19 protein-coding genes are annotated in these 21,784 nt (G+C 58.4%); 9 read left to right on the forward strand and 10 right to left on the reverse strand.

The genetic code is table 11. From position 1 onward, the window contains the following. Positions 1 to 12 precede the first annotated feature (12 nt). The 3 genes from NA78x_RS10085 to NA78x_RS10095 all read left to right on the forward strand — a co-directional run bounded on the left by NA78x_RS10085 (position 13) and on the right by NA78x_RS10095 (position 2,754). A complete protein-coding gene (locus NA78x_RS10085; RefSeq protein ID WP_425618313.1) occupies positions 13 to 546 on the forward strand; it encodes a hypothetical protein in 534 nt (177 codons plus the stop codon). A gap of 396 nt (positions 547 to 942) precedes the next feature. Beyond that, positions 943 to 1,809, forward strand: coding sequence for a BON domain-containing protein (locus NA78x_RS10090; protein ID WP_425618314.1), 867 nt, complete (start codon positions 943 to 945; stop codon positions 1,807 to 1,809). A gap of 369 nt (positions 1,810 to 2,178) precedes the next feature. Further along, on the forward strand, positions 2,179 to 2,754 hold the full coding sequence (locus NA78x_RS10095) for a hypothetical protein (protein WP_425618315.1): 576 nt from the start codon (positions 2,179 to 2,181) through the stop codon (positions 2,752 to 2,754). 84 nt (positions 2,755 to 2,838) lie between these two features. Here NA78x_RS10095 and NA78x_RS10100 read toward each other — a convergent pair whose 3' ends face one another. Both NA78x_RS10100 and NA78x_RS10105 read right to left on the reverse strand, forming a co-directional pair. Continuing rightward, entirely contained in the window at positions 2,839 to 4,170 is a 1,332-nt protein-coding gene (locus NA78x_RS10100; RefSeq protein WP_425618316.1) for a Gfo/Idh/MocA family protein, read from the reverse strand. Between the two features lie 46 nt (positions 4,171 to 4,216). After that, positions 4,217 to 6,064, reverse strand: coding sequence for a PQQ-binding-like beta-propeller repeat protein (locus tag NA78x_RS10105; RefSeq protein WP_425618317.1), 1,848 nt, complete (start codon positions 6,062 to 6,064; stop codon positions 4,217 to 4,219). A 193-nt stretch (positions 6,065 to 6,257) separates the two neighbouring features. Between NA78x_RS10105 and NA78x_RS10110 the strand changes: the two genes are divergently transcribed. Continuing rightward, entirely contained in the window at positions 6,258 to 6,836 is a 579-nt protein-coding gene (locus tag NA78x_RS10110; RefSeq protein WP_425618318.1) for a hypothetical protein, read from the forward strand. Between the two features lie 14 nt (positions 6,837 to 6,850). Here the strand turns inward: NA78x_RS10110 and truD are convergent, their stop codons facing one another. From truD to NA78x_RS10135, 5 genes are all read right to left on the reverse strand, one after another. Then, positions 6,851 to 8,074: a tRNA pseudouridine(13) synthase TruD gene (truD, locus tag NA78x_RS10115; RefSeq protein ID WP_425618319.1), complete on the reverse strand. Its 1,224-nt coding sequence runs from the start codon at positions 8,072 to 8,074 to the stop codon at positions 6,851 to 6,853. A 21-nt stretch (positions 8,075 to 8,095) separates the two neighbouring features. Continuing rightward, on the reverse strand, positions 8,096 to 8,266 hold the full coding sequence (locus tag NA78x_RS10120; RefSeq protein ID WP_425618320.1) for a hypothetical protein: 171 nt from the start codon (positions 8,264 to 8,266) through the stop codon (positions 8,096 to 8,098). A gap of 87 nt (positions 8,267 to 8,353) precedes the next feature. After that, a complete protein-coding gene (locus NA78x_RS10125; RefSeq protein ID WP_425618321.1) occupies positions 8,354 to 8,992 on the reverse strand; it encodes a UbiX family flavin prenyltransferase in 639 nt (212 codons plus the stop codon). Continuing rightward, on the reverse strand, positions 8,989 to 9,711 hold the full coding sequence (gene ubiE, locus NA78x_RS10130; RefSeq protein ID WP_425618322.1) for a bifunctional demethylmenaquinone methyltransferase/2-methoxy-6-polyprenyl-1,4-benzoquinol methylase UbiE: 723 nt from the start codon (positions 9,709 to 9,711) through the stop codon (positions 8,989 to 8,991). The genes NA78x_RS10125 and ubiE overlap by 4 nt, the downstream gene beginning before the upstream one ends. Before the next feature lie 82 nt (positions 9,712 to 9,793). Further along, positions 9,794 to 10,201 (reverse strand): four helix bundle protein, encoded by a 408-nt coding sequence (locus NA78x_RS10135; RefSeq protein WP_425618323.1) that lies wholly within the window; start codon positions 10,199 to 10,201, stop codon positions 9,794 to 9,796. Positions 10,202 to 10,641: 440 nt separating this feature from the next. On the opposite strand from NA78x_RS10135, the gene NA78x_RS10140 reads away from it, so the two are divergent. The 5 genes from NA78x_RS10140 to NA78x_RS10160 all read left to right on the forward strand — a co-directional run bounded on the left by NA78x_RS10140 (position 10,642) and on the right by NA78x_RS10160 (position 16,706). Further along, positions 10,642 to 12,183, forward strand: coding sequence for an MFS transporter (locus tag NA78x_RS10140; RefSeq protein WP_425618324.1), 1,542 nt, complete (start codon positions 10,642 to 10,644; stop codon positions 12,181 to 12,183). A 1,280-nt stretch (positions 12,184 to 13,463) separates the two neighbouring features. After that, positions 13,464 to 14,042 carry a thioredoxin family protein gene (locus NA78x_RS10145; RefSeq protein WP_425618325.1) on the forward strand — a complete coding sequence of 193 codons (579 nt, stop codon included), beginning with the start codon at positions 13,464 to 13,466 and terminating at the stop codon, positions 14,040 to 14,042. Positions 14,043 to 14,136: 94 nt separating this feature from the next. Further along, positions 14,137 to 14,736, forward strand: coding sequence for a TlpA disulfide reductase family protein (locus NA78x_RS10150; RefSeq protein WP_425618326.1), 600 nt, complete (start codon positions 14,137 to 14,139; stop codon positions 14,734 to 14,736). Positions 14,737 to 14,880: 144 nt separating this feature from the next. Further along, on the forward strand, positions 14,881 to 15,576 hold the full coding sequence (locus NA78x_RS10155; RefSeq protein WP_425618327.1) for a YiiX/YebB-like N1pC/P60 family cysteine hydrolase: 696 nt from the start codon (positions 14,881 to 14,883) through the stop codon (positions 15,574 to 15,576). 161 nt (positions 15,577 to 15,737) lie between these two features. Next, complete coding sequence (locus NA78x_RS10160; RefSeq protein ID WP_425618328.1) at positions 15,738 to 16,706, forward strand: endonuclease/exonuclease/phosphatase family protein; 969 nt, start codon at positions 15,738 to 15,740, stop codon at positions 16,704 to 16,706. 23 nt (positions 16,707 to 16,729) lie between these two features. Here NA78x_RS10160 and NA78x_RS10165 read toward each other — a convergent pair whose 3' ends face one another. The 3 genes from NA78x_RS10165 to NA78x_RS10175 form a co-directional block, all read right to left on the reverse strand. Beyond that, a complete protein-coding gene (locus NA78x_RS10165) occupies positions 16,730 to 17,839 on the reverse strand; it encodes a hypothetical protein (RefSeq protein ID WP_425618329.1) in 1,110 nt (369 codons plus the stop codon). A 90-nt stretch (positions 17,840 to 17,929) separates the two neighbouring features. Next, positions 17,930 to 19,165, reverse strand: coding sequence for a response regulator (locus NA78x_RS10170; protein WP_425618330.1), 1,236 nt, complete (start codon positions 19,163 to 19,165; stop codon positions 17,930 to 17,932). Then, positions 19,125 to 21,764, reverse strand: coding sequence for an ATP-binding protein (locus NA78x_RS10175; protein ID WP_425618331.1), 2,640 nt, complete (start codon positions 21,762 to 21,764; stop codon positions 19,125 to 19,127). The genes NA78x_RS10170 and NA78x_RS10175 overlap by 41 nt, the downstream gene beginning before the upstream one ends. Between the last annotated feature and the right edge of the window lie 20 nt (positions 21,765 to 21,784).

A 21,784-nucleotide genomic window follows, 5' to 3' on the forward strand; every position in this document is an offset into this window, starting at 1 on the left:
CGGAGCTGCCCGATGAACCACACGCTGAAACCATTCCTGGGACTGGCTTTGTTGCTTCTGGCGAGCGGCCTGCTAGCTGTCGACGTTGTTGCCCAAGACAAGCCTGCAGCGAAGCCCTCGCAAGAGGAACTGATTACGAAGCTCGAGAAAATGCTCACTGGAGCGAAGATGACGGGCAGCTTTACGGTGCTCGGTAAGGATGCCAAACCGCCGAGCGGCGAAGAGTACACGATCGTTTCGGCCGAGCGAGTGGAAGGCGATATCTGGATGCTGAAGGCCCGTATCAAGTACGGCACCACAGACAAGACGATGCCGGTCCCGCTGCAGATTCAATGGGCCGGCGATACACCAGTGATCACCATGACTGACATGGCCGTTCCGGGGTTGGGAACCTTTAGCACGCGCGTGGTCATTTACGACGGAATGTACAGCGGCACCTGGCGACATGGTGAAGTCAAAGGGCAGATGTTTGGCACCATCACGCCCGGCGACGCAAAGCCAGGCGAAACCAAGGCGGCGGAAACCAAGCCCGCTGTCGAGAAGTAACCTTGCCCAGCGAGCGACTGCGACGGGAGAGTCTTCGTAGTCGTTAAAGTTTATCGCTAGCAGCCCCATTTCTGCTGTTTTTGGGGTCAAAACGGCCTCAGGCAGACCGGCAAAATCGAAAAAAACCTACCTTCCGGCACGGTCGCATACCGACAATTACTAGCGGGTACTCATACGAATCACCCGATTTGCGCCAGTGCCTTGTTCGATTTCACAGCTTCCTTAGGGACGTTCGTCCCTGATGGCTGATGACCTCGAATCGCTCAGCTTGCGATCGCTGCTCGCTGTCGAATGTCACGCGACCCAAGCGTGCCGACGTTCGGTGGGGATCACATCAGCGAGTAGCACAACGGCTGGGCAGCACTGCGAAGAACTATCCTCAGGAGGGGGGAAACCATGCGACGTTACGTGTTCCGGTTTGCTTTGTTGGCAGGCATGACGCTTGTGCCAGCGATGGCGATGGGCGACGAAAAAGAAGACAAAGCCATCGCCCAGTCGATTGTGCAGAAACTGCAACAAGAGAAAAAGACTGGCAGCTTGAAGGGGTTCAACCTCGAGCTGCAGGTCGAAGAAGGAACGGTTTGGCTTTCGGGCCGCGTTTCTAACCCCGAGCAACAAGCTCGGGCACTTGATATCGCCCGCCGCGTGCAGGGTGTCAAGCAAGTGGTGAATGACATCACGGTGACCGAAGCCGGTAAAGAAGCAGCTCCCGGTCGCAATATGCAAGTGAGCATGCAAACACCCATCGACCCCGTACAGGCAGCTCCGGCTGCTTCTCACGGCGAAATCGGCTCAGGTGTGAGCGGCGGCAGCGCCATGTCGAGTGGCGTGCAGCAAATCGCATCGCGCCCGATTCCGTACCAACCACAAGCTGGCAATCCTTACGCTGGGGCAGCTGCTCACCAGTCGCAAGTGCCGATGGCTTACTCGCCAGCCCGCTATGTGAATCACCAAGAAGGCATGGTTGGACAATACGGTGGCGAAGGCTACGGCCAGCCAATGCCGATGCACACCGGTGGCGGCATGGGCGTTGCCCCGGCCCGCTATGATCACCCTTCGATGCCGGGCCACGCCTGGCCAAGCTACGCGGCTTACCCCAACTACGCCGCCGTAACTTACCCCAAGCAATACTCGCCCACCGCATGGCCATATATCGGACCATTCTACCCCTATCCGCAGGTTCCACTGGGCTGGCGGAAGGTGACCATGGAATGGGATGACGGTTGGTGGTTCCTCGACTTTAAGAATCGCCGTTATCGCTAATCTGCCGAATCGGCAACCAGCAACACATAACGACAAAGCATGAAGCCTTCGCGGTCTTGGGCCGCGAAGGTTTTTTCGTTTCTTGGGCAGGGGGACTGAGGAAGGGCGATTGAGTTGCTCAGCAAACGGCCGCATTTGCCTTCCCCCAGATCCTGGTTTCCAGACCCAAGCCCCTGCTTTCACCCTTTTTTTCCGAATTTCTCTCGCGATCGGAAAATCCTGCAAGTTCGTTACAGCTTCACACGATAAATAGGTCTGGAACGACTCGCTATCGCCGAGACGTTCTAGACACCTGAGTTTCATAAGGCTGAGTCTGCGGTTATTTTCGCAGGCACCCGGCAACTGACTGTTACGCATCGAGGATGAACCATGTCGCACAGGATCGCACTCGCAGCTCTCTGCACCGTGATGGCGCTCACGTCACTCACCAGCACCGGCTGTGTGGGGCTGGCAGTCGGTACGAATATGGGCCTGTGGGGCATTCCGATCCCAGTCAGCCCGTACTACCAAAAGAAGAAAGAAGACGAGTTCTGGAACCACGAACGGTACGAGCGGGCTCCGATCCTGCCGCCGCTGGTTCCGGGTGGCCCGACCGTGGCCCTCGATCCTCCGAGCGATGACGAAGTTGTCCGCGCTTGGGAAAAGGCCAACCCCATTCAAGGTGGCTTGCCGTTCCTGCACGAACGCCAACGCAACAACGTGCGAATTCTCAAAGAGAAGATCGCCGACTACATCGATCCGCCACGCGTCGTGCCGCTGCTCGGCCCCGTTCAGTTGCACCATGCTCACTACAAGTGCACGATCTACTACTCGGAGATTACTCGTGTGGGCTGGCCAGTTCCGCACACCACCGTCGATGAAGACGCTCAGGAAGTGATCTACATCGATCACAACCACTTCCACATGGTGGGCAATGTCAGCGGTGGACCAGGCTCGAACTACTAAGCCTGCCCCGACCGAAACTCAGATCAACCTCTCGACAGCCGCCACTTCCCTGGCGGCTGTTTTTAATTCTTGGCGTCGAGCAAGTTACAGATCGGCGATTTTGGGCAGCAGGAACGGCTTGCGATACTCTGCGCGGGTCAGGTACTGATTGGCGTCGTTGTCGCCCACGAACGTGTAAGTCTCTTTGTCAAACTTGAGTGTGCGACCGGCTCGCCAGGCGGCATTGCCGAGGTGGCAGAGCAAGCTGGAAGGGTGGCCAACCGTTTCGAGATCGGCGTTGGGCCTGGCCCGCGAGCGCATGCAGTCGAGAAAGTTTTTGACGTGGCCGACGTCGTTGTAGCCGGCCTTGTCTTCTTTGATGAGCTTGCCCTTGGCATCGAAGGCGCGCCAGCGCGTATTGCCAATGATCACGTACCCTTGATCGCCGTGAACCGCGGCCCCTTCGGGTTCGTCGTGCAGGTGATAAGCATTCCAGACTCGCATCTCGTAAGTGAGCAGGTAACCACCGGCGAAATCGAAGGTAGTCATCAGCGTATCCGGCCACTCCTGGTCGTCGTCGAAATAGTACTTGCCGCCGAGTGAGGCAATGGCGCGCGGCATCTCGGGAACGACTTCTCCTTTGGCCGCTGCGGCAGCGGTGAGTGCCCAACGAGCCATGTCGAGTCGATGGACGCCGTCGTTGCCGAGATCACCCGTGCCGTAATCGAAAAACCAGCGCCAGTTGCCGTGAAAGCGCATCGGATTGAATGCCCGTAGTGGCGCACTGCCGAGCCACGTGTTGTAGTCGAGTCCCGCCGGCGCTTCACGATCGGCCGCATGGCCGATGCTTCCTTGCTTGGCACTCTCCCAAGCCTTTGCAAAGCGGACCTTTCCCAGCGCACCAGTCTTTAAGTACTCCATCAAGCTGAGCATGTGTGGGCCGGTGCGAGCCTGTGTGCCCATTTGCACCACGCGGCCATGTTTCTTTGCCGCGGCCACCATCGTGCGCCCTTCCATGATGTTGTGACCATCCGGCTTCTCGACATAGACATCCTTCTTGGCCAGGCAGCCATGAATTGTCGGCAGCGCATGCCAGTGATCGGGAGTGCCAATGACCAGCGCATCGAGCGACTTGTCGTCGATGGCCTGACGATAGTCCTTGATCGCCTGCGGACGTTTGCCGGTCGCCTTCTCAACCATGGCAACGCGTGCGGCGAGCACGCTGTCATCGAGATCGCAGACGTACTTCACTTCCACCTCAGGCAACCCCATGAAGCTTTGCAGCACATGGCCGCCGCGTCCCTTCACTCCGATGGCACAGATCGAAATCTTGTCATTCGCCAGCGCATAGGCCGGCCGCGGATACGCCAGGTGCGCTGTCCCCGCAAAGACAATTCCGGCAGCCAGACTCTGTTCGATGAAGTCGCGACGTTTCATGGTGGTAGAGGGGGCTAGGGGCTTGGGCGGGGCGGAAAATGCGAAGCTACTTCGCCTTCACGTCGTAAACGGTAATTGACTCTTGATCGCGAATGTACAGCTTGCCGCCGGTGACAATCGGATGGGCCCAGGCTGGCTTGCCGTGGCTTTCGATCTTGAACTTGCCGTGTTCGCGATAGGCTTCCGGCGTCGCTTCGGCGAGCGCCACTTCGTGCCCTTCCCCCAGCAGGTAGAGCATGCCGTCGGCATAGCAGAGCGAGCCTTTGCCGCTGCTGCGCGATTGCCAGGCGATCTTGCCGGTCGAGAACTCCATGCAGATGAGTGCCCCGCCGCCGTTGCTGTACATGTAGTCGCCAATCTTGACGATCCCGCCGTGATGGCACGCCATCTTCTTTTCAAAGTAAACCTCTTCGGCTTGCTGGGCGGTGCCAGCAGCGGCGATCTTCACCAGCCCACCGCCTGTACCATAAGCGCTCGAGGCAAAGACTTCGTTCCCGGCGATAATCGGCGTGCAGCAATTGGCTGTGCCATTGGCGGGGGCGGTGTAATTCCACAAAGGCTTCCCTTCGGCCAGCGTCACGCCAAAGACGCTCTTGTTGGCAAATTGCACGATCTGGCGCACGCCATCGATCGTGGCGACGACTGGCGACGAGTAGTGCGCGCCGTCGGTCACTTCCTTGCTTTGCCAAATCGGCTTCCCGGTGAATTTGTTCAGCGTGAGGAGCGTGCCTGCCTTGCCGCCGGGAGTGACCACGACCATGTCGTCGACAATCAGCGGAGATTCTGAGTAACCCCAGCCCGGTGTGTTGCCGCCGAAGTCGATCTTCAGGTTCACGTGCCAGATCGTCTTGCCGGTTGCTGCTTCCAAACAGGTAACATCGCCGTTACCACCTTCGATGTAGAGCCGCTCGCCATCGACGGTGGGTGTGCCGCGCGGGCCATCTCCCATGCCATTGCGATAGCCGCCAATCGCACCGCGAAGTTCCTCTGACGACAGTTCGCCATCGCCGGCGATCTTGTTCTTGACGTAATACTCCTTCAGCTCATCGGGCGAGATGCTGCCGTCACGGGCTGCTTCGAATTTAACGAAGGCGACACGCAGTTCATCGTCAGAAAGGAGATCATCGCCCTTCTTGGTCGCTGGATCTTGAGCGTCGATGCGACCGAAGTGACGATCGAGGGCGGTCCCTTTCACCTCGGGCTTTGAGAGGCGACCATCGCCGTCTTTATCCAGGTCCTTCAAAGATGCAGCGGTGCGTGTGTCGGCGATCGCCTTCGGATCAGCTCCCGGCGCTGCTGTGTCCATCCGTTCGAAGGTGTCTCGCAGCAGGTTACCCGCTTCGGCATAAACCAGTTTGCCGTCGCCATCCTTGTCGAGTTCCTTGAAGAGCGCAGAAGATCGCCGGGCAGCCGTTTCCGCAGCATCGCCGCCAGCGGCTTTGTCGTACTTGTTCCAGTCCCAGCCAAAGCGGGCGAGCGCTTCGGCTTCTTCAATCTTCCCGTTCTGATTCTTGTCGATCTGCTTCAAGTCGTTGTCGATACGAGTCGCCAGAAACTGAGCGACCGGTGTGGGCTGGGTTTTCCAGATCGTGCGGCCATCTTTCGCGTCGAGGCAAAGAATGTTCTCAACGCCGTCGATATCACCCTGCGTGTAAATGCGGCCCTCTTTCACCGCCAATGACGAATAACCCACGCCAACCGTGTCGACCTGCCACAACTTGGCGGGGCCCTCTTTGGGCCACTCTTTCAGCAGGCCTTGATCGAGGCTGATGCCATCACGATTCGGTCCGCGCCACTGCGGCCAGTCGCCAGCGGCATAAGGAACCTGAGCGAAGATCGCCGCGGGAGAGGTGAGTGCGCAGGCAACGAGCGCATAAGAAAACAGACGCTTCATGGCAGAGATTCCAGGCGGGACTGCGGTGGGAGGTAGTGCGGAGGGAACGAGTTGAATTCTCGGACCTGGCCGCGCCTTACGCAAGCGAGAATCGGTGCAATCGTTACAGCTGGTCGGGGGATTCCGAGCTAGATTTCACGAGACTACCCGCGTGCAAATTCTGCCGACTCGCCCGCGTCTGAGGACCGCCCGAATGTTTCTCGATTTCGAACACGACAGCTATTACTACGAAGATCGCCAGCGGTACGGTCGCTTTGAAGGGGCCCGCGGCCAGATAGAGTTGAACTCGACCTATGTCACCAAGCGCAAGCCCGGCTGGTTGGTGCTGCTGAAGTGGTGCGGATTGGCGCTCATGATTACGGTCGGCTATGTAATCGCCTGGCCCATCCTGTCTCCTGCGCTTCATCCACTGCAGTGCGCGGGAATGATTGCCGGGGCCATGTGCATCTATACCGGCATCGCGTTCTTCGTTCGTCCGGAACCCAACGGTGACAACATGGGAGCGCTCGGCGGGATCGTCAACGATCCGTTTCAGCGTTCCGACGACTACAACCGCGGCCTGTTTAACATGCACTGCATGCTGGGCCCCGGTCGCTTTGCGTCCGAAACGCTGCTCGATACGTGCGTGCTGCTCGGCATTGCCAAGGAGGAAGAGATTCTGGACGACGCGCCCGCGGAAGCAGCGGTGATTAGCAATGCCGTGATGAGCGAAGCCGAAGCACCATCCAAACTCGAATACGTGACGCTGAAGGCGAATCGGTTTGAAGAGTAACCGACCCCTGGCCATTACGTTTCCGCTTCGGGAGCCGGTTCTTCTTCCGAATCGTCTTCTTCATCGCTCCAAGCAAGGCCAGTAATTCGTTTGACGAAGATCGTTGCATACGAGCCGCGGCGCAGCGTGAACTGAAGCGTCAGCTTGCTGCGGCCAGAGTACATCTCGTCCGGCGTCGTTTCGTGGGTCAGATATTCGGGCCGGAAGATTGCCGGGCGTTCACCACGGCTGAAGAAGGCATCGCGCGGATACTTCACCCGCACTTCGCGCAGTTCCATCCCCTCAGCGGTCATCACGTCTTCAATCAAGTCTTTCAAATCGCCGGGCTCGAGATGCAGCCGAGCCGAAGGCAGCGGCATTTGAAAATCGTGCATCCACTGGCGATGTTCATCGGGCAGTGAAGTAAAGAACGGCAACTCTTGCCGCGCGATTCGCTGACGGCGAAGCGTCTCGGGCGGGCAATTCGCTTCGAGCACCGCGGCCAGCATTTGATTCCATAGATGGCTCTGATAGGCAGCCAACCACAGGCTGCGCAGCTCTTGCCGCACGAGCGCGAGGGCCCGTTTGAAATCGGGATTCACCGGTTTATCGGCGAGGAACGTAATCACACTGCGGCGATGTGACCGCGCGAGCGCCGCTTTCGCGGCGGGCCACTTGCCCCATAGCTCACGCAGAATGCCTTTTTGTTCGCGTTCGTCCGGACGGTCGTGGTCGTTGTGTTCGGCCAGGGCGAGCCACAGGGCCTGCTCATAATCTCCCTTGCACCAAGGCTGGGCAATGAAGACGCCAGAGACGCCTAGCGAGCCGAAGCGTTGCTCGTCGAAGTAATTGGGCAAGCCATCGCGGTCGACTTCGGCCAGGGTGCGCTGGGCAGCGGAGATTTCTGCCGCATCCATATCGCGCAGCACGACGGTGAAGCGATTACTGACGATATCGCGTGGGTGCACGGGACGGGCGGCATAGCCGAGAAACTGCAGCTGAATGCCACCGGCTTCCATGTTCTGCCGAGGGCCACCCTTCACCGTGATGTATTGGCTGGTGCGGGCGTGACGATCTTTCAAGCCGGCCCAGGCGATCTGCGGTCGCGAGAAGTTCCACCGCTGCACGATATGGTCGATGGCTTCGAGCGTGCCGATCGATTCTTTGTTAAGCAGGTAGAGCGCGAAGGGGCCGCCGGTGGAGCGCAGCGTGATTTGTTCTTCGACGCGAAAATCAGCAGGGATACATTTGAGCTTCATGCGCAGGCAATCGTGAATTGCCTATTTCTTTTTCTTCTTCTCGACCATGCGGCCCGAAGGTCGGCAGACCAGCGCCAAGCCGACCGCGATGAGCGCGATCACGGCCATGTAGCCGAGCATCGTCTTCGAGGTGCCGGTTTGGGCCAGCATCTGGCCGCTTGTCAGGAGTGTGGAGCCAACGGTGTCGAGCATCGCGAACTTCCGCGGAGAGAATAGTAAGTGACTGGGTTGAACTTATTCTAACTACCCAGTCAAAAATCCTCTATCCCTGCGCCTTTGTCAATGTTCTCCAGAAGAAGATTCTCCCCAACGCTTCATCAGTGTGTTCGGCAGGCCTAATTGGTCGAGAATGCGGGCGACAATGAAGTCGATGAGGTCGGCCAGGTCGCGGACACCGTGATACCAGCCTGGCATGGCGGGCAGCATGACCGCGCCGGCTTCGACTACCTTGCGCATGTTATCGAGATAGATCAGCGACAGAGGCGTTTCCCGGGGGACGAGAATCAGCTTGCGACGTTCCTTCAGGTGCACGTCGGCGGCCCGTTGAATCAGGTTGTTACTGCTCCCATGCGCGATGCCGCTGAGAGTGCTTCCCGAGCAAGGACAAACGACCATGCCGCCGGTCAGGAACGACCCGCTGGCGACCGGCGTGAAATAGTCCTGGTGATGATGGTAATGAAGCTTGCCCGGGAATCTTTCGGCCGTGAAATTCGGCAGCAGTTGCGACAGTTCGAACCGCTCGAGCGACACTTGGCGGTTGAGTTCCTGCCGAATGACGGCCTGCCCACTCGGGCTCACCAACAAGTGGACTTCGTAATCACCGGCGAGCAGCACTTCCAATAAGCGGACCGCATAGGGCGCTCCGCTGGCTCCGGTCATGGCCAAGACGAGTGGCAGTTGTTCCGCTGGGCCGCTCATTTTCGCCCCACATAGAGCGTGGCGATGCCGAACGTCAGCGTGTAGTACTTCACGTCCTTCAGCCCTGCTGCTTCCATCTTGCTGGCTAGTTCTTTCCCTTGCGGAAACAGCCCGACGCTCTGCGGCAGGTACTCATACGCTGCCGAGCTATTGCGGGCGAGCATCTGACCAATTCGCGGCAACACATTGCGAAAGTAGAAGCCGTAGAACGCCTTGAAGGGTTGCCAAGTCGGCGTCGAGAACTCCAGCACGGCGACCTGACCGCCCGGCTTGCAGACGCGGGTCAACTCTCGCAACCCTTGATCTGTATCAGCGACGTTCCGCAGGCCAAAGGCCACCGACACGACGCCAAACCGGTCGCTCTCAAACGGCAATTGCTGGGCGTCAGCCTCGATAAATTCGATTGTCTCGGGCGAGATCTTCGCCCGATCTCGTTTGCGGCAACCAATTTCCAGCATTTCGCCGCAGAAGTCCGAAGCCACAATCGGCGACTGACCTTTCGTATAGCGATGAAAGGCCAAAGCGAGGTCGCCGGTCCCTGTACACACATCCAGGATTGGATCGCCGGGTTTCGGGTCCAACTTGCGGACGGTGTACCAGCGCCAGTGCTTGTCGACATTCATCGACAGCAGGTGGTTCATCCGGTCGTAGTGCGGAGCGATCTCGCCAAACATGCGGCGTACGCGGGAACCGGATTTATCGAGCGCTGCGGTGGACATTGGTGTTGGGCGTTGGTTCTAGGGGTTGCGTGTTTGGGTGCGGGGATTCGGGAGTCAGGATTCGGGAGTCAGGATTCGGGAGTCAGGATTCGGGAGCGTCGGGTGCTTTTCTGGTGAGTAGGAATGGTCTTGGGTTTTGGATCATGGCACCGAGCATGCGGCCAATGGAGGCGCATTTTGTCGTTAAGTCAGCATGTTGATCGGGTGATATGTAGCCGCAGGAAAGAGCAAAATCTAACGATGAATCGGTCTCGCTGTTCTCGCCATCGCAGTCTGTAAGCTTGCTCACAAAATGGGCTCCGTAGCGTCGTTTCGCCCAGGCTTCTCGTAAGTTCAAACACACCGATCGAGATGACCGGCGAATCTGACTCACGAGTGCATATCGTTCTTCAGTAGGAAACCTCTTCGTCAGTTCAAAAATCTTCATCGAGAGCGCAAACGCCTCGCGATAAACATTCAATTGCTTAGCGGAAGCAACCGGCATCGTCATGGCCCTGTAAAACCATCGAAAACCGTCCAGTGCAATAGTTTATCCATAATTCCGCTCCTCCGGCATAACGGCAGCCCCGCCACAAGCCACATTCTCCTGACTCCTGACTCCTGACTCCTGACTCCTGACTCCTGACTCCTGACCGCCCGGTTCGCAAAAAACACGGTTGACCGCACAAACACCCGCGGGGCTGCGGAAAAGCGATGTAGAGTCGCTTTCGCTGGTCCCCGCGAGTGGGGCGGCAGGTCGTTTTGCGATTGCCGGGCTGAACACTTCTCAGTATTTACTGTCCCTCTCCTGTCCTCCAACCGTTTGAATTAGAATTCGATAACAGCTAGCTCTCTCGATAAATGTCGCTCGCGATCCCGCCCCGTCGCTCTTTTTTGGCCAGGCTGTCAACTTCGGCGCACTCCCCGCCAGCTAATACGCCTGCCCCGGTAATGCCTGCCACCCTTACGTCTGCGCCCGCGACCGAGTCGTTGCAAATACGACCGGCGCTGATTCACGACTCGGCCGAACGGTCGCTGGCCCTGCAGCCTCGTGCCGATATCCGCGCCAGCATGGCCGACGCCGCTGGTTACAGCGTGATGGTCGGCATCGGGGAGACCTATTTCGTCCCTTTTGCGCTGGCGGTGGGCGCCGGCAAAACCGCAGGCGGCCTCGCCGCCACGTTGCCGATGCTCGCCGGAGCCACCCTGCAACTTGCTTCGCCCTGGCTGGTTCGCCGGCTCGGCTCGCACCGCCTGTGGGTCGCTGCTTGCGTGTTTTTGCAAGCACTGAGCGTCTTCATGCTGCCGGTGGCGATCTTGCTCGCCCCCGATTCCACGAACTCGAACGTCGGCGGCTTTCCGGCCTCGGTATGGTGGATCTATTGTGCCGCGACCGTCTATTGGTTCGCTGGGCTGTCGGGTGGTCCCTCGTGGAACACCTGGATCGAAACGATCATCCCGAAACGAATTCGGACCAGGTTCTTCTCGTGTCGAACGCGCGCCGGGCAAGCCTTCACGCTGCTGGGCTTCGCCAGCGGCGGGCTCGCCTTGCACTGGGCGAAGAGCAACGGCCTCGTGTTGTCCGCCTTTTGTTCGATCCTGCTCGTAGCCGCTGCGGCCCGACTTTTCTCCGGCTTTGCGCTGTTGCAGCAAAGTGAACCGCTCCGCGGGCGCATTAGCGATCGCCACGTGCCGCTGCGCACCATCTTTGCCTCGACGGCCAAAAATGGCGGCACGCTCGTCTGGTATCTGCTCGCGATGCAAACCGCCGTGCAAATCTCGGGTCCCTATTTCAATTCGTACTTGATTCTCGATCAGCGCGTCTCGTACTTCGACTACATGCTCATGATCGGGCTCGGCTTTGCCGGCAAGGTGCTGGCGACTCCCTTCTGGGGACGCTTCGCGCAGCGCTGCGGGGCGAAGCGTCTGCTCTGGGTCGGCGGCATCGCGATCATTCCGATCTCGTCGTTTTGGGTTATCAGCGATTGGTTCTCCGTCTGGCAATGGACCGTACCGGTTACATTGCCCGGCTCCGATGGCCACTGGGTCGTCACCGGCGAATTCGTGTACCTCTGCGTGGTTCAGTTGATCTCCGGCGTCACTTGGGCGGCCTACGAACTGGCCATGCTATTGATGTTCTTCGAAGCGATCCCGCGCCAGGACCGCACCGGCATGCTGACTTTCTATAACTGGGGCAACTCCATCGCGATGGTGCTTGGCAGCTTCCTGGGCGCTGCGGTTCTTACTTCGATGAACGAATCGCATGGCGCGTTCCTCACGCTCTTCGGCCTTTCGTCCGTCGCACGACTGCTGACAGTCGGCCTCCTTTATTGGGCCCCCGACCTTCGCTTGCACAGCGTGCCGATCGCCCCCGTTCCGCTGCCCGTCGGCCCCGCGCGCATTCGGCTCGATCAGCCCGTCCTCGTCTCGCTCCCCGAGCCCAAGGACAAGGCGAAAGACACCCGCGACTCCGGCCTCCACCGCGTCGCCTAGTTTTCACCTACCTTCTTCATACTCTCTCCTCGGTACTCCAGCGAGAGGGTCGGGGGTGAGGGGCTGCCCTGCAGCAGCAGTCAGGAATTACGAATCAGGAATTAGAGACAAATTTGACGTAACTCTCCGAACTCGTACCGCTCCATTCAACCAACTTGTCCAACTTTCAAGCTCATCGCTGAACAAAAATTTCGATATCTCTCGCAAATGGCACCATTTTTTGCTCCGAAACGCCTCCGATAGTTGAACACCCCTCTTTTGCGGTTGCTCACGACTTACGTCGCCGGCCCCCCTCTACTCACTCGCCTCGGTGCTCCGGCAAGAAGAGTGTTGAAGTGAATCGCTGAACCGCTTGCGACCAAGCCATTACCGCTGCCCTTAGTCGCTGTTCGCCTCATCCGGCTCACTGCTGCTTTGATAACCATTTTTGATAACTTTTTGACGCGATTTTTTCTGATAACCCGTTGCCGCTAACCAAGAGCCACTCACTACTTGCGTCGCCAAACCCCGTCATTCTGACGAATCTCTGATAACCCGTTGCCGCTAACCAAGAGCCACTCACTACTTGCGTCGCCAAACCCCGTCATTCTGACGAATCTCTGATAACCTCTTTTACGCCGTACCGAACTGTCGTCGTCTCCCTGTTCACCCGTTCGCTAACGGAAAAATGCGGTCCGTTAATAAGAACTACGCAGAATGAACATCGAAAAAGAACGGTACATCGAAGTCATGTAGAGTTTTGTTAAAAAATAAATCAACGAGTGTTCATTATAAATTGATCAGTGACTAGTTAGGTCACTGGCTGTGGATTTTTGAACTGTGGATTCTTGTAACCGTTCACGCCAGCACAGGTAGGTTCTGGCCGGCGGCCGGAACCTGAATCGCCAAGCCGCCCCGGCATTGGTTTGACTGTCAGTTGCCAATTCTTGCGCTCGCTGCGAAGCCAGGATCACATCCAGCGGATGTGAACCACTTGCTGGCGCCTCACGCGGAATCACCTCATCAACCATTCACCGTTGATAATCTGACTTGCGCAAGACTGTCGTGATTGACTTTGCCCCCTTAGGCCTTACAATGCGGCCAATTGGCTTCCTTACCCGGACCGCTTGATGGATCGTCGGTCTGCCAGCCTGTTTTGTCCCACCAGCCTTGGATGCGAACGATCTCGTGTCTCCGGCAAACAACTAACCTCTGCAGTATCTGTTCCCTTGTTTCTCGTTCCGTGGTGGTTCGGGCAACGTGCTCGGCTGCCGACGTTGTTTTCGCTCAGGAGTTTGTCCATGACTCGTTTGTTCTCGTTCGTTGCTTTGGCTGCCTTTGCCTTCTGCGCCCCTGCCTTCGCTGCCGAACTCGCCCCAGGCGAAAAGGCTCCAGAATACAAGGGTCTCGTCGGCGTTGACGGCAAGGAATACAGCCTGGCCGATGCCAAGGATGCCAAGGCTGTTGTCGTTTGCTTCACTTGCAATATCTGCCCTGTCTCGGTGGCCTACGAAGATCGCTTCGTCGAGTTCGCCAAGAAGTACAAGGACAAGGGCGTGCAGTTCATCGCCATCAACTGCAACACCAAGACCGAAGATCTGGCCGCCATGAAGACCCGCGCCGAAGACAAGGGATTTAACTTCCCCTACGTGTTCGACGCCTCGGGTAAGACCGCCACCGAATACGGTGCCCGCGTCACCCCGCACATCTTCGTGCTCGATGGCAAGAAGACCGTCCAATACGTCGGTGCCTTCGACAACGATCGCAAGGAACCCACTAAGCATCACGTCGCTGACGCCGTCGATGCCATCCTCGCTGGCAAGACCGTCTCGGTCGAAGGCACGAAGGCCTTCGGTTGCGGTATCCAGAACAAGAAGTAAGTTCGCTGCAAGTTGGTCCCTCGCGGGCTAACGTTGCTGCTCCGATTCGCGCTGCCGCTGCAAGTTCTCGAACTTCTAGCGGCAGCGTTGTTTCTTGCCTGCCGAAGTTTCCAGTCGTTTGTGGGGAGTGCCGAACGTGGTGAAGTTGCTGACGAAGACTGCTGCTCTGCTGTTGCTCTTGTTGTGTGTGGTCGGTTGCCAGCCGCAGGCTCAGTCGCCGCCGAATACTTCCGAGAAACCCGTCACGAAGACCAGCGAACCGGGCCTCGATCCTGCGACCATCTCGCTACAAGTGGGAGACGAAACAGCCCTGGAAGACCTGGTGAAGAAGCAGGCCGGCAAAGTAGTGCTGGTCGATTTTTGGGCCACCTGGTGTCATCCGTGCGTCGAAGGTTTTCCGCACACGGTAGATGCTTATGAAAAGTATCAGGAAAAGGGACTGGCCGCGATTGCCGTCTCGTTCGATGATCCCGATGACGAGCAGCTGGTGCGTCGCTTCCTCGCCGGCCAGCGCGCTCGCTTCGATAACCTCCTTTGCAGCTGGCGACAGAAAGACAACCCCTTCACCAAATTCGGCCTCGAACAAGTTCCCCACTATCGACTCTACGATCGCACCGGCAAACTGCGACATAAGTGGGACGAAGAGCCCAAAGACCTGCATACGCACATCGAAGCGTTATTGGCCGAGAAGTAAGCTGGCCACGTCACGCTGGAGCTGCAACTTCAGCGGAATAACTTCTCGGCTGCTTCGCGAACTCATTTTCGCTGCGGGCATCATCGCGAAACGGCGATCCTCGTCTTTCGTCCGCAGCGCGTCTCATCTGCGGAGTATGCATCCATGAACATCACCGTGGGAGCGCCGCGCGCTCGTCGCCGAAATAAGGGACTCTGGTGGATCGCCGGCGCCCTGGCCGGTTTCGCATTCATCGTCCTATCGCTGCTGAGCTATACGTTATTGCCAGCGCTTCTGGCCTATGCAAAGTATCACCCTCAGGAAGGGGACGTGATCTTTCAATCGCTGCCGTTTTCACCGTTGGTGAATGCCATCGAAGGTGCCACGAAGTCTCCTTACTCACACTGCGGCATCGTTGCCTTGGAAGATGGCCGCTGGGTCGTCTACGAAGCACATAGGCCGGTCGGTCCTACGCCACTGCGGGAGTATGTCTTCCGCGGCCGCCACAGTGCCTTCGCCGTCTATCGACTAAAACCCGAGCAGCAAGCTCACGTGCCGGCAATGCTAGCGAAGGTTCACAGCTATCGCGGTCGCCCTTACGACGAACGATACCGACTCGACGACAAGGCTGCGGCCATCTACTGCAGTGAACTCATTTATCTCGCTTACCGCGACGCGACCGGCGGCGAAGAACTCGGCCAACTCGTCACGCTCGGCGATCTTCAGTGGCAACCTTACAACGACTTGATCCAGCGAATCGAGAACGGCCCGCCGCCCCTCGACCGGCAAATCATCACGCCCCGCGACTTAGCCCGCGCCGAACAGCTGGAGCCCGTTTATCAGTTTGGCTACGGACGCTAGCGAGCAAAAGCAAGTTCAAGGTTTCAAGTTTAAGGTTTCAAGTTGGGGAAGAAATGCGGAAAGGCATTTGAATTCCAACTTTAAACATTGAACTTTGAACTTTAAACCAGAACTCGTACACTCCCGCCCTTCGAATCTCGATTCTTGGCGGGTGTGTACTCATGAAGAAATCTGCGCCGCTCGTGCTGTTTCTGATCGCTCTGTTGGGCGGCGGTTACATGTTTCGCGGACCCTTGCAGGAGTTCGTCAAGAACCTGCCGCAAGGGCAGGGGCCTGTTTACCAGACCTCGACGCAGGTGCCTCCGCCGCGCGGCAACGAAACCATTCGCATTGCCTCGTTCAACATTCAAGTCTTCGGTGAAGCCAAGCTGAACAATCCGGCCGCGATGCCGATCATCGTCGAGGTGCTCAAAAATTTTGACTTGATCGCCATTCAGGAAATTCGCGCGCAGCAGGATGTTTGCCAGGCGCTCGTACAGATGCTGAATCAGGACGGTCGCTTTCGCTACGACTACGTCGTGGGCCCGCGTCTCGGCCGTTCGAATAGCAAAGAACAGTACGCCTACATTTACGACCTGGCGAGCATCGAGGTCGATCGCAATCAGATGTATACGGTTGATGATCGCAACGACTTGCTCCACCGCGAACCGCTGATTGGCTGGTTCCGCGCGCGGGGACCGCAGCCCGGCGAAGCCTTCACGTTCACGCTGGTGAACGTGCACACCGATCCCGATGAAGTCGAACGTGAGCTCGATTCGCTCGACGATGTGTTCATTGCCGTGCGCGATGATCAGCGGCAAGAAGACGATGTGATCATGGTGGGCGACTTCAACGCCCATAACGCCAAGCTGGGGCAACTCGGTTTGCTGCCCGGCTTGGTCTGTGTCGTCAACAACGCCCCGACCAATACCCGCGGCGACAAACAGTACGACAACATTCTCTTCAGCCGCGTGGCGACAACCGAGTTCGCCGGCAAGGGTGGCGTGTTCGACTTTCTGCGTCACTACAACCTGACGCTCGAGCAGGCACTCGAAGTTTCTGATCACCTGCCCGTGTGGGCCGAGTTCAGCGTGTACGAAGGTGGCCGCCCGGCACATCTGGCGAGCGGGAAGACCGCGCCGGCAAGATAACGCTTCCGGCTCCCTAAGAATGCCTACTTCAGCGACTCGCGCAGCTTTTCAAGTTGCTTGCGCACTTCGTCCAGGCGGGCTTGAGCTTTCTTTGCCTGCTCATCGTCGCCAGCGTTCTTGAAGGCCTCTTTGAGACTGGCTTCGGCAGCTTGCAGCGACTTGTCGAGTTCGTCGATCGCTTCCTGTCGTTCTTTGGCGGGCAGGGCAGGGGGGAGGGGCGCAGCCGGCACAATCTCGATGGCCGGCACGGGAAATCCCGGTACAGGAATCGGAATGCCGGGAACGGGCGGAGCTGCGGGCATGACCCGACGCGGTGGAGCGATGGCCGGAGCCAGGCGAGGAACGGCGGCGGGGGCAAAGCCAGGAGCAACGGCAAAGCGGATCGCGCCCCCCTTGGCGGTGTACTGCTCAAAGAGTTTATGAGCGTCGGGCTCTTTGGTTTTCAGTTCGTCGGCGTTCTTGGCTGCGTATTTCTTGGTCTCTTCCTTACCATCTTTCGTTTCGGTCACTTCCATGGTGATGCCCTTGTCGGGATCGTCGACGATCTTGACCTGGCGCTCTTTGTCTTTCACTTCGGTGGTCTTCACGCCGTTTTCGACCTTCACGCGGGTCTCGACACCACCACCAGCACCACCGGCGATGGCGCGGACGACCGCCATACGCAGGCCGATCGGTCCGCCGACGATGCCCGGCACGGGAGCATTGTTGGGCGTGGCTGGATTGGGTGGAGTGAGAATCTCGCTGGCGCGGCGCGACGTAGAACCGAGATCTGCCTTGGCGAGACGTTCGAGGGCGGCCTTGGAGGCATCACGAGCGGCCGGCGATCCTTTTTCGAAATGGCTCTTGAGAATATCGAAGGCCCGCATGGCCGCTTCGCGACTTTCGCCGCTGGTGGCCTTTTCGAGTTCTGGAACTGCCTTCTCGCCGGCGGCAGCAAGTCGCTGCGAAGCTTCCTGGCGAGCCGGGAACTCGTCAGCATCAAGCTGCTTAATCAGCTCACCGATATCGGCCGCTTTTTGAGTGTTGGGCTGCTCGGCTGTGGGAGGAGTTGTTTCCTGAGCGGCAGCCAAGGGGACGCCGATGCCGCAACCAAGCAACGAAACGATCTGCAGGCTTCGCAGCGAGAACAACATACCGCACCTCTACAAAAGAAACTCAGAACTCCGGCAGGTGCCTCGTATGTTACCGCAGCCGCCGGAATCTTGCAGCCCGAAAGGCAAATGCTAGTCGTCCAAATCTGCGGACATTTCCTGCTCCCAAGCCAGGATGGCGTCGTACACGCTATCGAACCAGGCCTCGGGGGGCGAGCTCTTGCTCCCTGCGGCACCATTGCGCGGCAAGGTGACGCGAAAGCCTGGACCCACCGGCGGTTTGGTTTCGATTTGCAACGTGCCACCCAGGTGATAGGCGATCATGAAGGCCGAGAGCAGATCCATATCGAGACCGAGTGGCCACTTTTGCAGAGGGATGGCCGCCGAAAACAGCGACGCGACATGCCCGTTCGAGAGTTTGTCAAAATCTCCACGAATGGTGAGCACCAGTGGATCGGCCGTGGCATCTTGCAAGTTGATAGCCACTTTCATGGGCTCTTCGTGCAGGTCGGCCACGCGGCGGACCAAAATGGCCAGCAGGCGATTGAACAGGCCGCGATCGCTGGCAATCGCCAGATCCTCGGGAATCGGGCTCAGTTGCAACTCGATGTCTTCGCTCTGCAACTCAGGGCGCGAGCGTTCCGCAAAACCATTGAGCATCTCGTGCAGGTTGAGCCACGGTTCGTTGCCGGTCGAAGAGCCGACCGTATCTTGCAGAATGGTCTGCACTGTCTTGACCATGGCCTCGGCTTCGCGACGGGCAACAGCCACCATATTCAAGCTGGCGATTTCGTCCATCTGGACGCGAATGCGCTGCTGCACTGGCGATTGCTGCATGTAGGCGACCAGCGCGCCCCAGGCGTTGTTCAGGCGGCCTTCGAGGGCGGTGGCTGCTGTGGCCAAGCCGCGCACGCGATCCATGATGATGAGGCGATGCAGTACGCTGAGCTTTTCTCGCAGCAGGCGATCGCGATCTTCGAGGGCCTGGTGATAGTCGAGACCGCGCAGCAAAGCGCCAACGATTTCTTCTTCGTTCCACGGCTTGGTGATGTAGCGGAACGCGCCACCTTCGTTCACCGACTTAATGGCAGCGTCGAGATCGCTGTAGGCCGTGGTGAGAATGCGGACGATGTTCGGATAGCGATGGCGCAGATGTTCCATCAGCGTGACGCCGGTCTTGCCGGGCATCCGCTGGTCGGTGACCACAACGCCGATCTCGGCCGACTTCTGTTCGAGCAGCGCGAGTGCTTCGTCGACGGAGGTAGCCGTCAGCACGTGAAAGCGATCGCCGAACAAGCGACCAAAATACTTCAGTGCTTGGGCTTCATCATCGACGTACAGGATTTGCTTCGTGGGGGGAGGTTGCATGCTGTTTTCCTTCGGATGGTACGAGAGGCAGGTCGAATGAGACTTCCGTCCCTTGACGTTCGGCGCTTTGCAGCACCAGGTAGCCTCCGTGATTGCGGATGATGGTATCGCAAATGCTCAGGCCGAGGCCCAGGCCGCTGCCTGGTGCGGCCGTCGTGTAAAAAGGTTCGGTAACTCGAGTCAAATCGGCGGACGGGATTCCCGGACCGTTATCGACAATGCGAAGCTGAAAACGGTCGCCGTTCACAGTGCCCGTAATGGTAATCTTTCCGGCATGGCTCTCGCCCAATTTTTCGAGGGCGGTCGTTGCATTTGTCAGCAAATTCACCAGAACCTGGCCAATTTGAATTTGCGAGCCTTGCACTTTGATATGACGAAAGTCGTCAGCAACCTCCAGACTCAGGTTCTTGGTCAGGTGTGCTGTAAAGCGCAGGGCACTCTGCAAAACCTCGTACAGTTTGAACTCGAGCTGCAGCTGGGCTTGCTCGGGATAGGCAAAATTTCGCAACTCGCCGAGAATCTGGCCGACGCGCGTAACCCCCGATTCGATATCGGCGACAACCTCGCTCGTATCGCGACCTGCCGCCAGATCCTTCTTCAGCGAGCGAATCGCCAGCAGCGTGTAGTGAACGGGATTGTTGATTTCGTGCAGCAAGCCCGCCGCGAGACTGCCAAGCCCGCGCATCTTTTCGCTTTGAAACAGTTTCACTTCGGTCTCGCGCAAGCGAACGAGCGACTGCTGTAGTTCTTCGCGCTCGCGGCGCAACTGCCCCTGCAAGTGAGAACTGCGAATGAGACCCGCGACGCGGGTGCGCACTTCGGTGATGCCGAACGGCTTGGAGAGGAAGTCGTCGGCACCAAAGCGGAGGGCATCGATCTTGACGGTTTCATCCAGGTTGGCCGTCAGCATCACGACCTTGGTATCGCACAGCGACGGCTCGGCGCGGATAGCACGGAGCACGTCGATGCCGCTGCCATCTGGCAACATCAGATCGAGCAGGATGCAAGCAGGCTTCAACTCCTTCGCTTTTTGCAGCCCTTGAGCACACGTCGCTGCGCTCGCCGTGGCGAACTCGCTCTGCAACGATTCGACCAGGTAGTTCCGCAGGTCGGGCTCGTCGTCGACGATTAGCAGTTCTTGCGGACCTTCTTTGATGACACGCGCAGCTGCCAGCGCGACAGCGTCGGCGGTTACCTCTTCGACCGACGGAATGACTCGGGTGCTGAGGCGCACCGACGTGGCCTCATCGCCAGCCTGTTTGATCGCCAGTCGTTGCGCTGGCGAATAATCGGCCGGGTTCCACTCCAGCGGCAGCGTGACGACGAAACGGCAGCCTCGCTCGGGATTGTTGTGGGCTTCGATTTCGCCGCCGTGAGCGCGTACGATCTCGCGGGCAATCGCCAGGCCGAGCCCCAACCCCTGCGAGGCTCGCGCGCGGTTGTTGCTGGCCTGAAAGAAGCGATCGAAGATCTGCACGCGATCTGCTTCGGGAATGCCGGGGCCTTGATCCGAAACGATGATTGCCGCTGCGCGTTCTCGTGCTTCGAGCTGGACGCGGATGGTCGATTTTTCGGGCGAGAATTTGATCGAGTTCGTTATCAAGTTCATCAGCACGCGTTCGACGCGCGAGATATCGAGCCGCAGATCCATGGGAGTGGTCTGCAGTTCGGAGACGAGTTTGATCTGGCGATCTTCGGCCATGGGCTCCAAAGTACGGACGATCTGCAGCAAAAAATCGCGGGCGTCAACTTCTTCGATCTCAAGTCGCATGACGCCGTGATCGAGTCGCACGACATCCAGCAAGTCATCGACGAGCAGGCGCAAGCGATCGGCATTCTTGCGCACCAGCGTCAGGGTGTGACCCATTTGCGGCGTGACCGTTTGCCGCGTCGAAAGGATTTCTTCGATGGGGGCAATGATCAGCGAGAGGGGCGTGCGCAGTTCATGGCTGACGTTGGCCAAGAATCCTGCCCGCAAGCGATCAAGCTCTTCAAGCTGCCGATTCTTTTCGTCGAGCGTGCGACGAAGCAGGAAGTCGGTGCGACGATTGCGCAGATTCAAGTGGCAGACAACCACGCTGATTGCCGTTGTCGCCAGCAGAAAGAATGTCTCCAGCGGGAGATTGTCGATGCCGGCATGAAAGCCATGTTTGCTGAAGGTGGCGAGAAAAAAAGCCAGCATCACCATGCCGCAGTAGAGTCCCGCTTCCAGCGCCGAGAATCCTAGTAGCTGAATGAGCAGCATCAGCAGGGTCAGGCCGACAAAGTAATTCGAATTCGGCTTGTCGATCAGATAGATCATCAGCGCGATGGCGAGGGCCGGAAACAGCACGAGCCCCAGGCTGGCATATTTGACTGCCCGGCCGAGTGGAACCAGCATGAAGACCGCGAGTCCGATCGCCAAGATCGCGGTGGTGACCAGGCGCACCGCCAGCAGTTTTCCCCAGCCATCGGGATCGGCGTTCAGATCGAGAATGACTCCAGCTGGCATCATCAGCACGCCCAGCGCCAGACCGATGGTGCCGCGCTGCAAGCGCAGCGCAAGGTCCGCTTGCTCGAAGGCTTGCAGGTCGTCGGTAGGCCGGGCGGAATCAGTCATCGGCTAAATAGGGGCGCTCT

Source organism: Anatilimnocola aquadivae (assembly GCF_049819085.1).
Classification (GTDB): Bacteria; Planctomycetota; Planctomycetia; order Pirellulales; family Pirellulaceae; genus Anatilimnocola.

Excerpts from the sequence above, each read along its gene's own strand:
- NA78x_RS10085 (WP_425618313.1), top strand. The coding sequence starts at position 13 with ATGAACCACACGCTGAAACCATTCCTGGGACTGGCTTTGTTGCTTCTG.
- NA78x_RS10090 (WP_425618314.1), top strand. The coding sequence starts at position 943 with ATGCGACGTTACGTGTTCCGGTTTGCTTTGTTGGCAGGCATGACGCTT.
- NA78x_RS10095 (WP_425618315.1), top strand. The coding sequence starts at position 2,179 with ATGTCGCACAGGATCGCACTCGCAGCTCTCTGCACCGTGATGGCGCTC.
- NA78x_RS10100 (WP_425618316.1), bottom strand. The coding sequence starts at position 4,170 with ATGAAACGTCGCGACTTCATCGAACAGAGTCTGGCTGCCGGAATTGTC.
- NA78x_RS10105 (WP_425618317.1), bottom strand. The coding sequence starts at position 6,064 with ATGAAGCGTCTGTTTTCTTATGCGCTCGTTGCCTGCGCACTCACCTCT.
- NA78x_RS10110 (WP_425618318.1), top strand. The coding sequence starts at position 6,258 with ATGTTTCTCGATTTCGAACACGACAGCTATTACTACGAAGATCGCCAG.
- truD (WP_425618319.1), bottom strand. The coding sequence starts at position 8,074 with ATGAAGCTCAAATGTATCCCTGCTGATTTTCGCGTCGAAGAACAAATC.
- NA78x_RS10120 (WP_425618320.1), bottom strand. The coding sequence starts at position 8,266 with ATGCTCGACACCGTTGGCTCCACACTCCTGACAAGCGGCCAGATGCTG.
- NA78x_RS10125 (WP_425618321.1), bottom strand. The coding sequence starts at position 8,992 with ATGAGCGGCCCAGCGGAACAACTGCCACTCGTCTTGGCCATGACCGGA.
- ubiE (WP_425618322.1), bottom strand. The coding sequence starts at position 9,711 with ATGTCCACCGCAGCGCTCGATAAATCCGGTTCCCGCGTACGCCGCATG.
- NA78x_RS10135 (WP_425618323.1), bottom strand. The coding sequence starts at position 10,201 with ATGACGATGCCGGTTGCTTCCGCTAAGCAATTGAATGTTTATCGCGAG.
- NA78x_RS10140 (WP_425618324.1), top strand. The coding sequence starts at position 10,642 with ATGCCTGCCACCCTTACGTCTGCGCCCGCGACCGAGTCGTTGCAAATA.
- NA78x_RS10145 (WP_425618325.1), top strand. The coding sequence starts at position 13,464 with ATGACTCGTTTGTTCTCGTTCGTTGCTTTGGCTGCCTTTGCCTTCTGC.
- NA78x_RS10155 (WP_425618327.1), top strand. The coding sequence starts at position 14,881 with ATGAACATCACCGTGGGAGCGCCGCGCGCTCGTCGCCGAAATAAGGGA.
- NA78x_RS10160 (WP_425618328.1), top strand. The coding sequence starts at position 15,738 with ATGAAGAAATCTGCGCCGCTCGTGCTGTTTCTGATCGCTCTGTTGGGC.
- NA78x_RS10165 (WP_425618329.1), bottom strand. The coding sequence starts at position 17,839 with ATGTTGTTCTCGCTGCGAAGCCTGCAGATCGTTTCGTTGCTTGGTTGC.
- NA78x_RS10170 (WP_425618330.1), bottom strand. The coding sequence starts at position 19,165 with ATGCAACCTCCCCCCACGAAGCAAATCCTGTACGTCGATGATGAAGCC.
- NA78x_RS10175 (WP_425618331.1), bottom strand. The coding sequence starts at position 21,764 with ATGACTGATTCCGCCCGGCCTACCGACGACCTGCAAGCCTTCGAGCAA.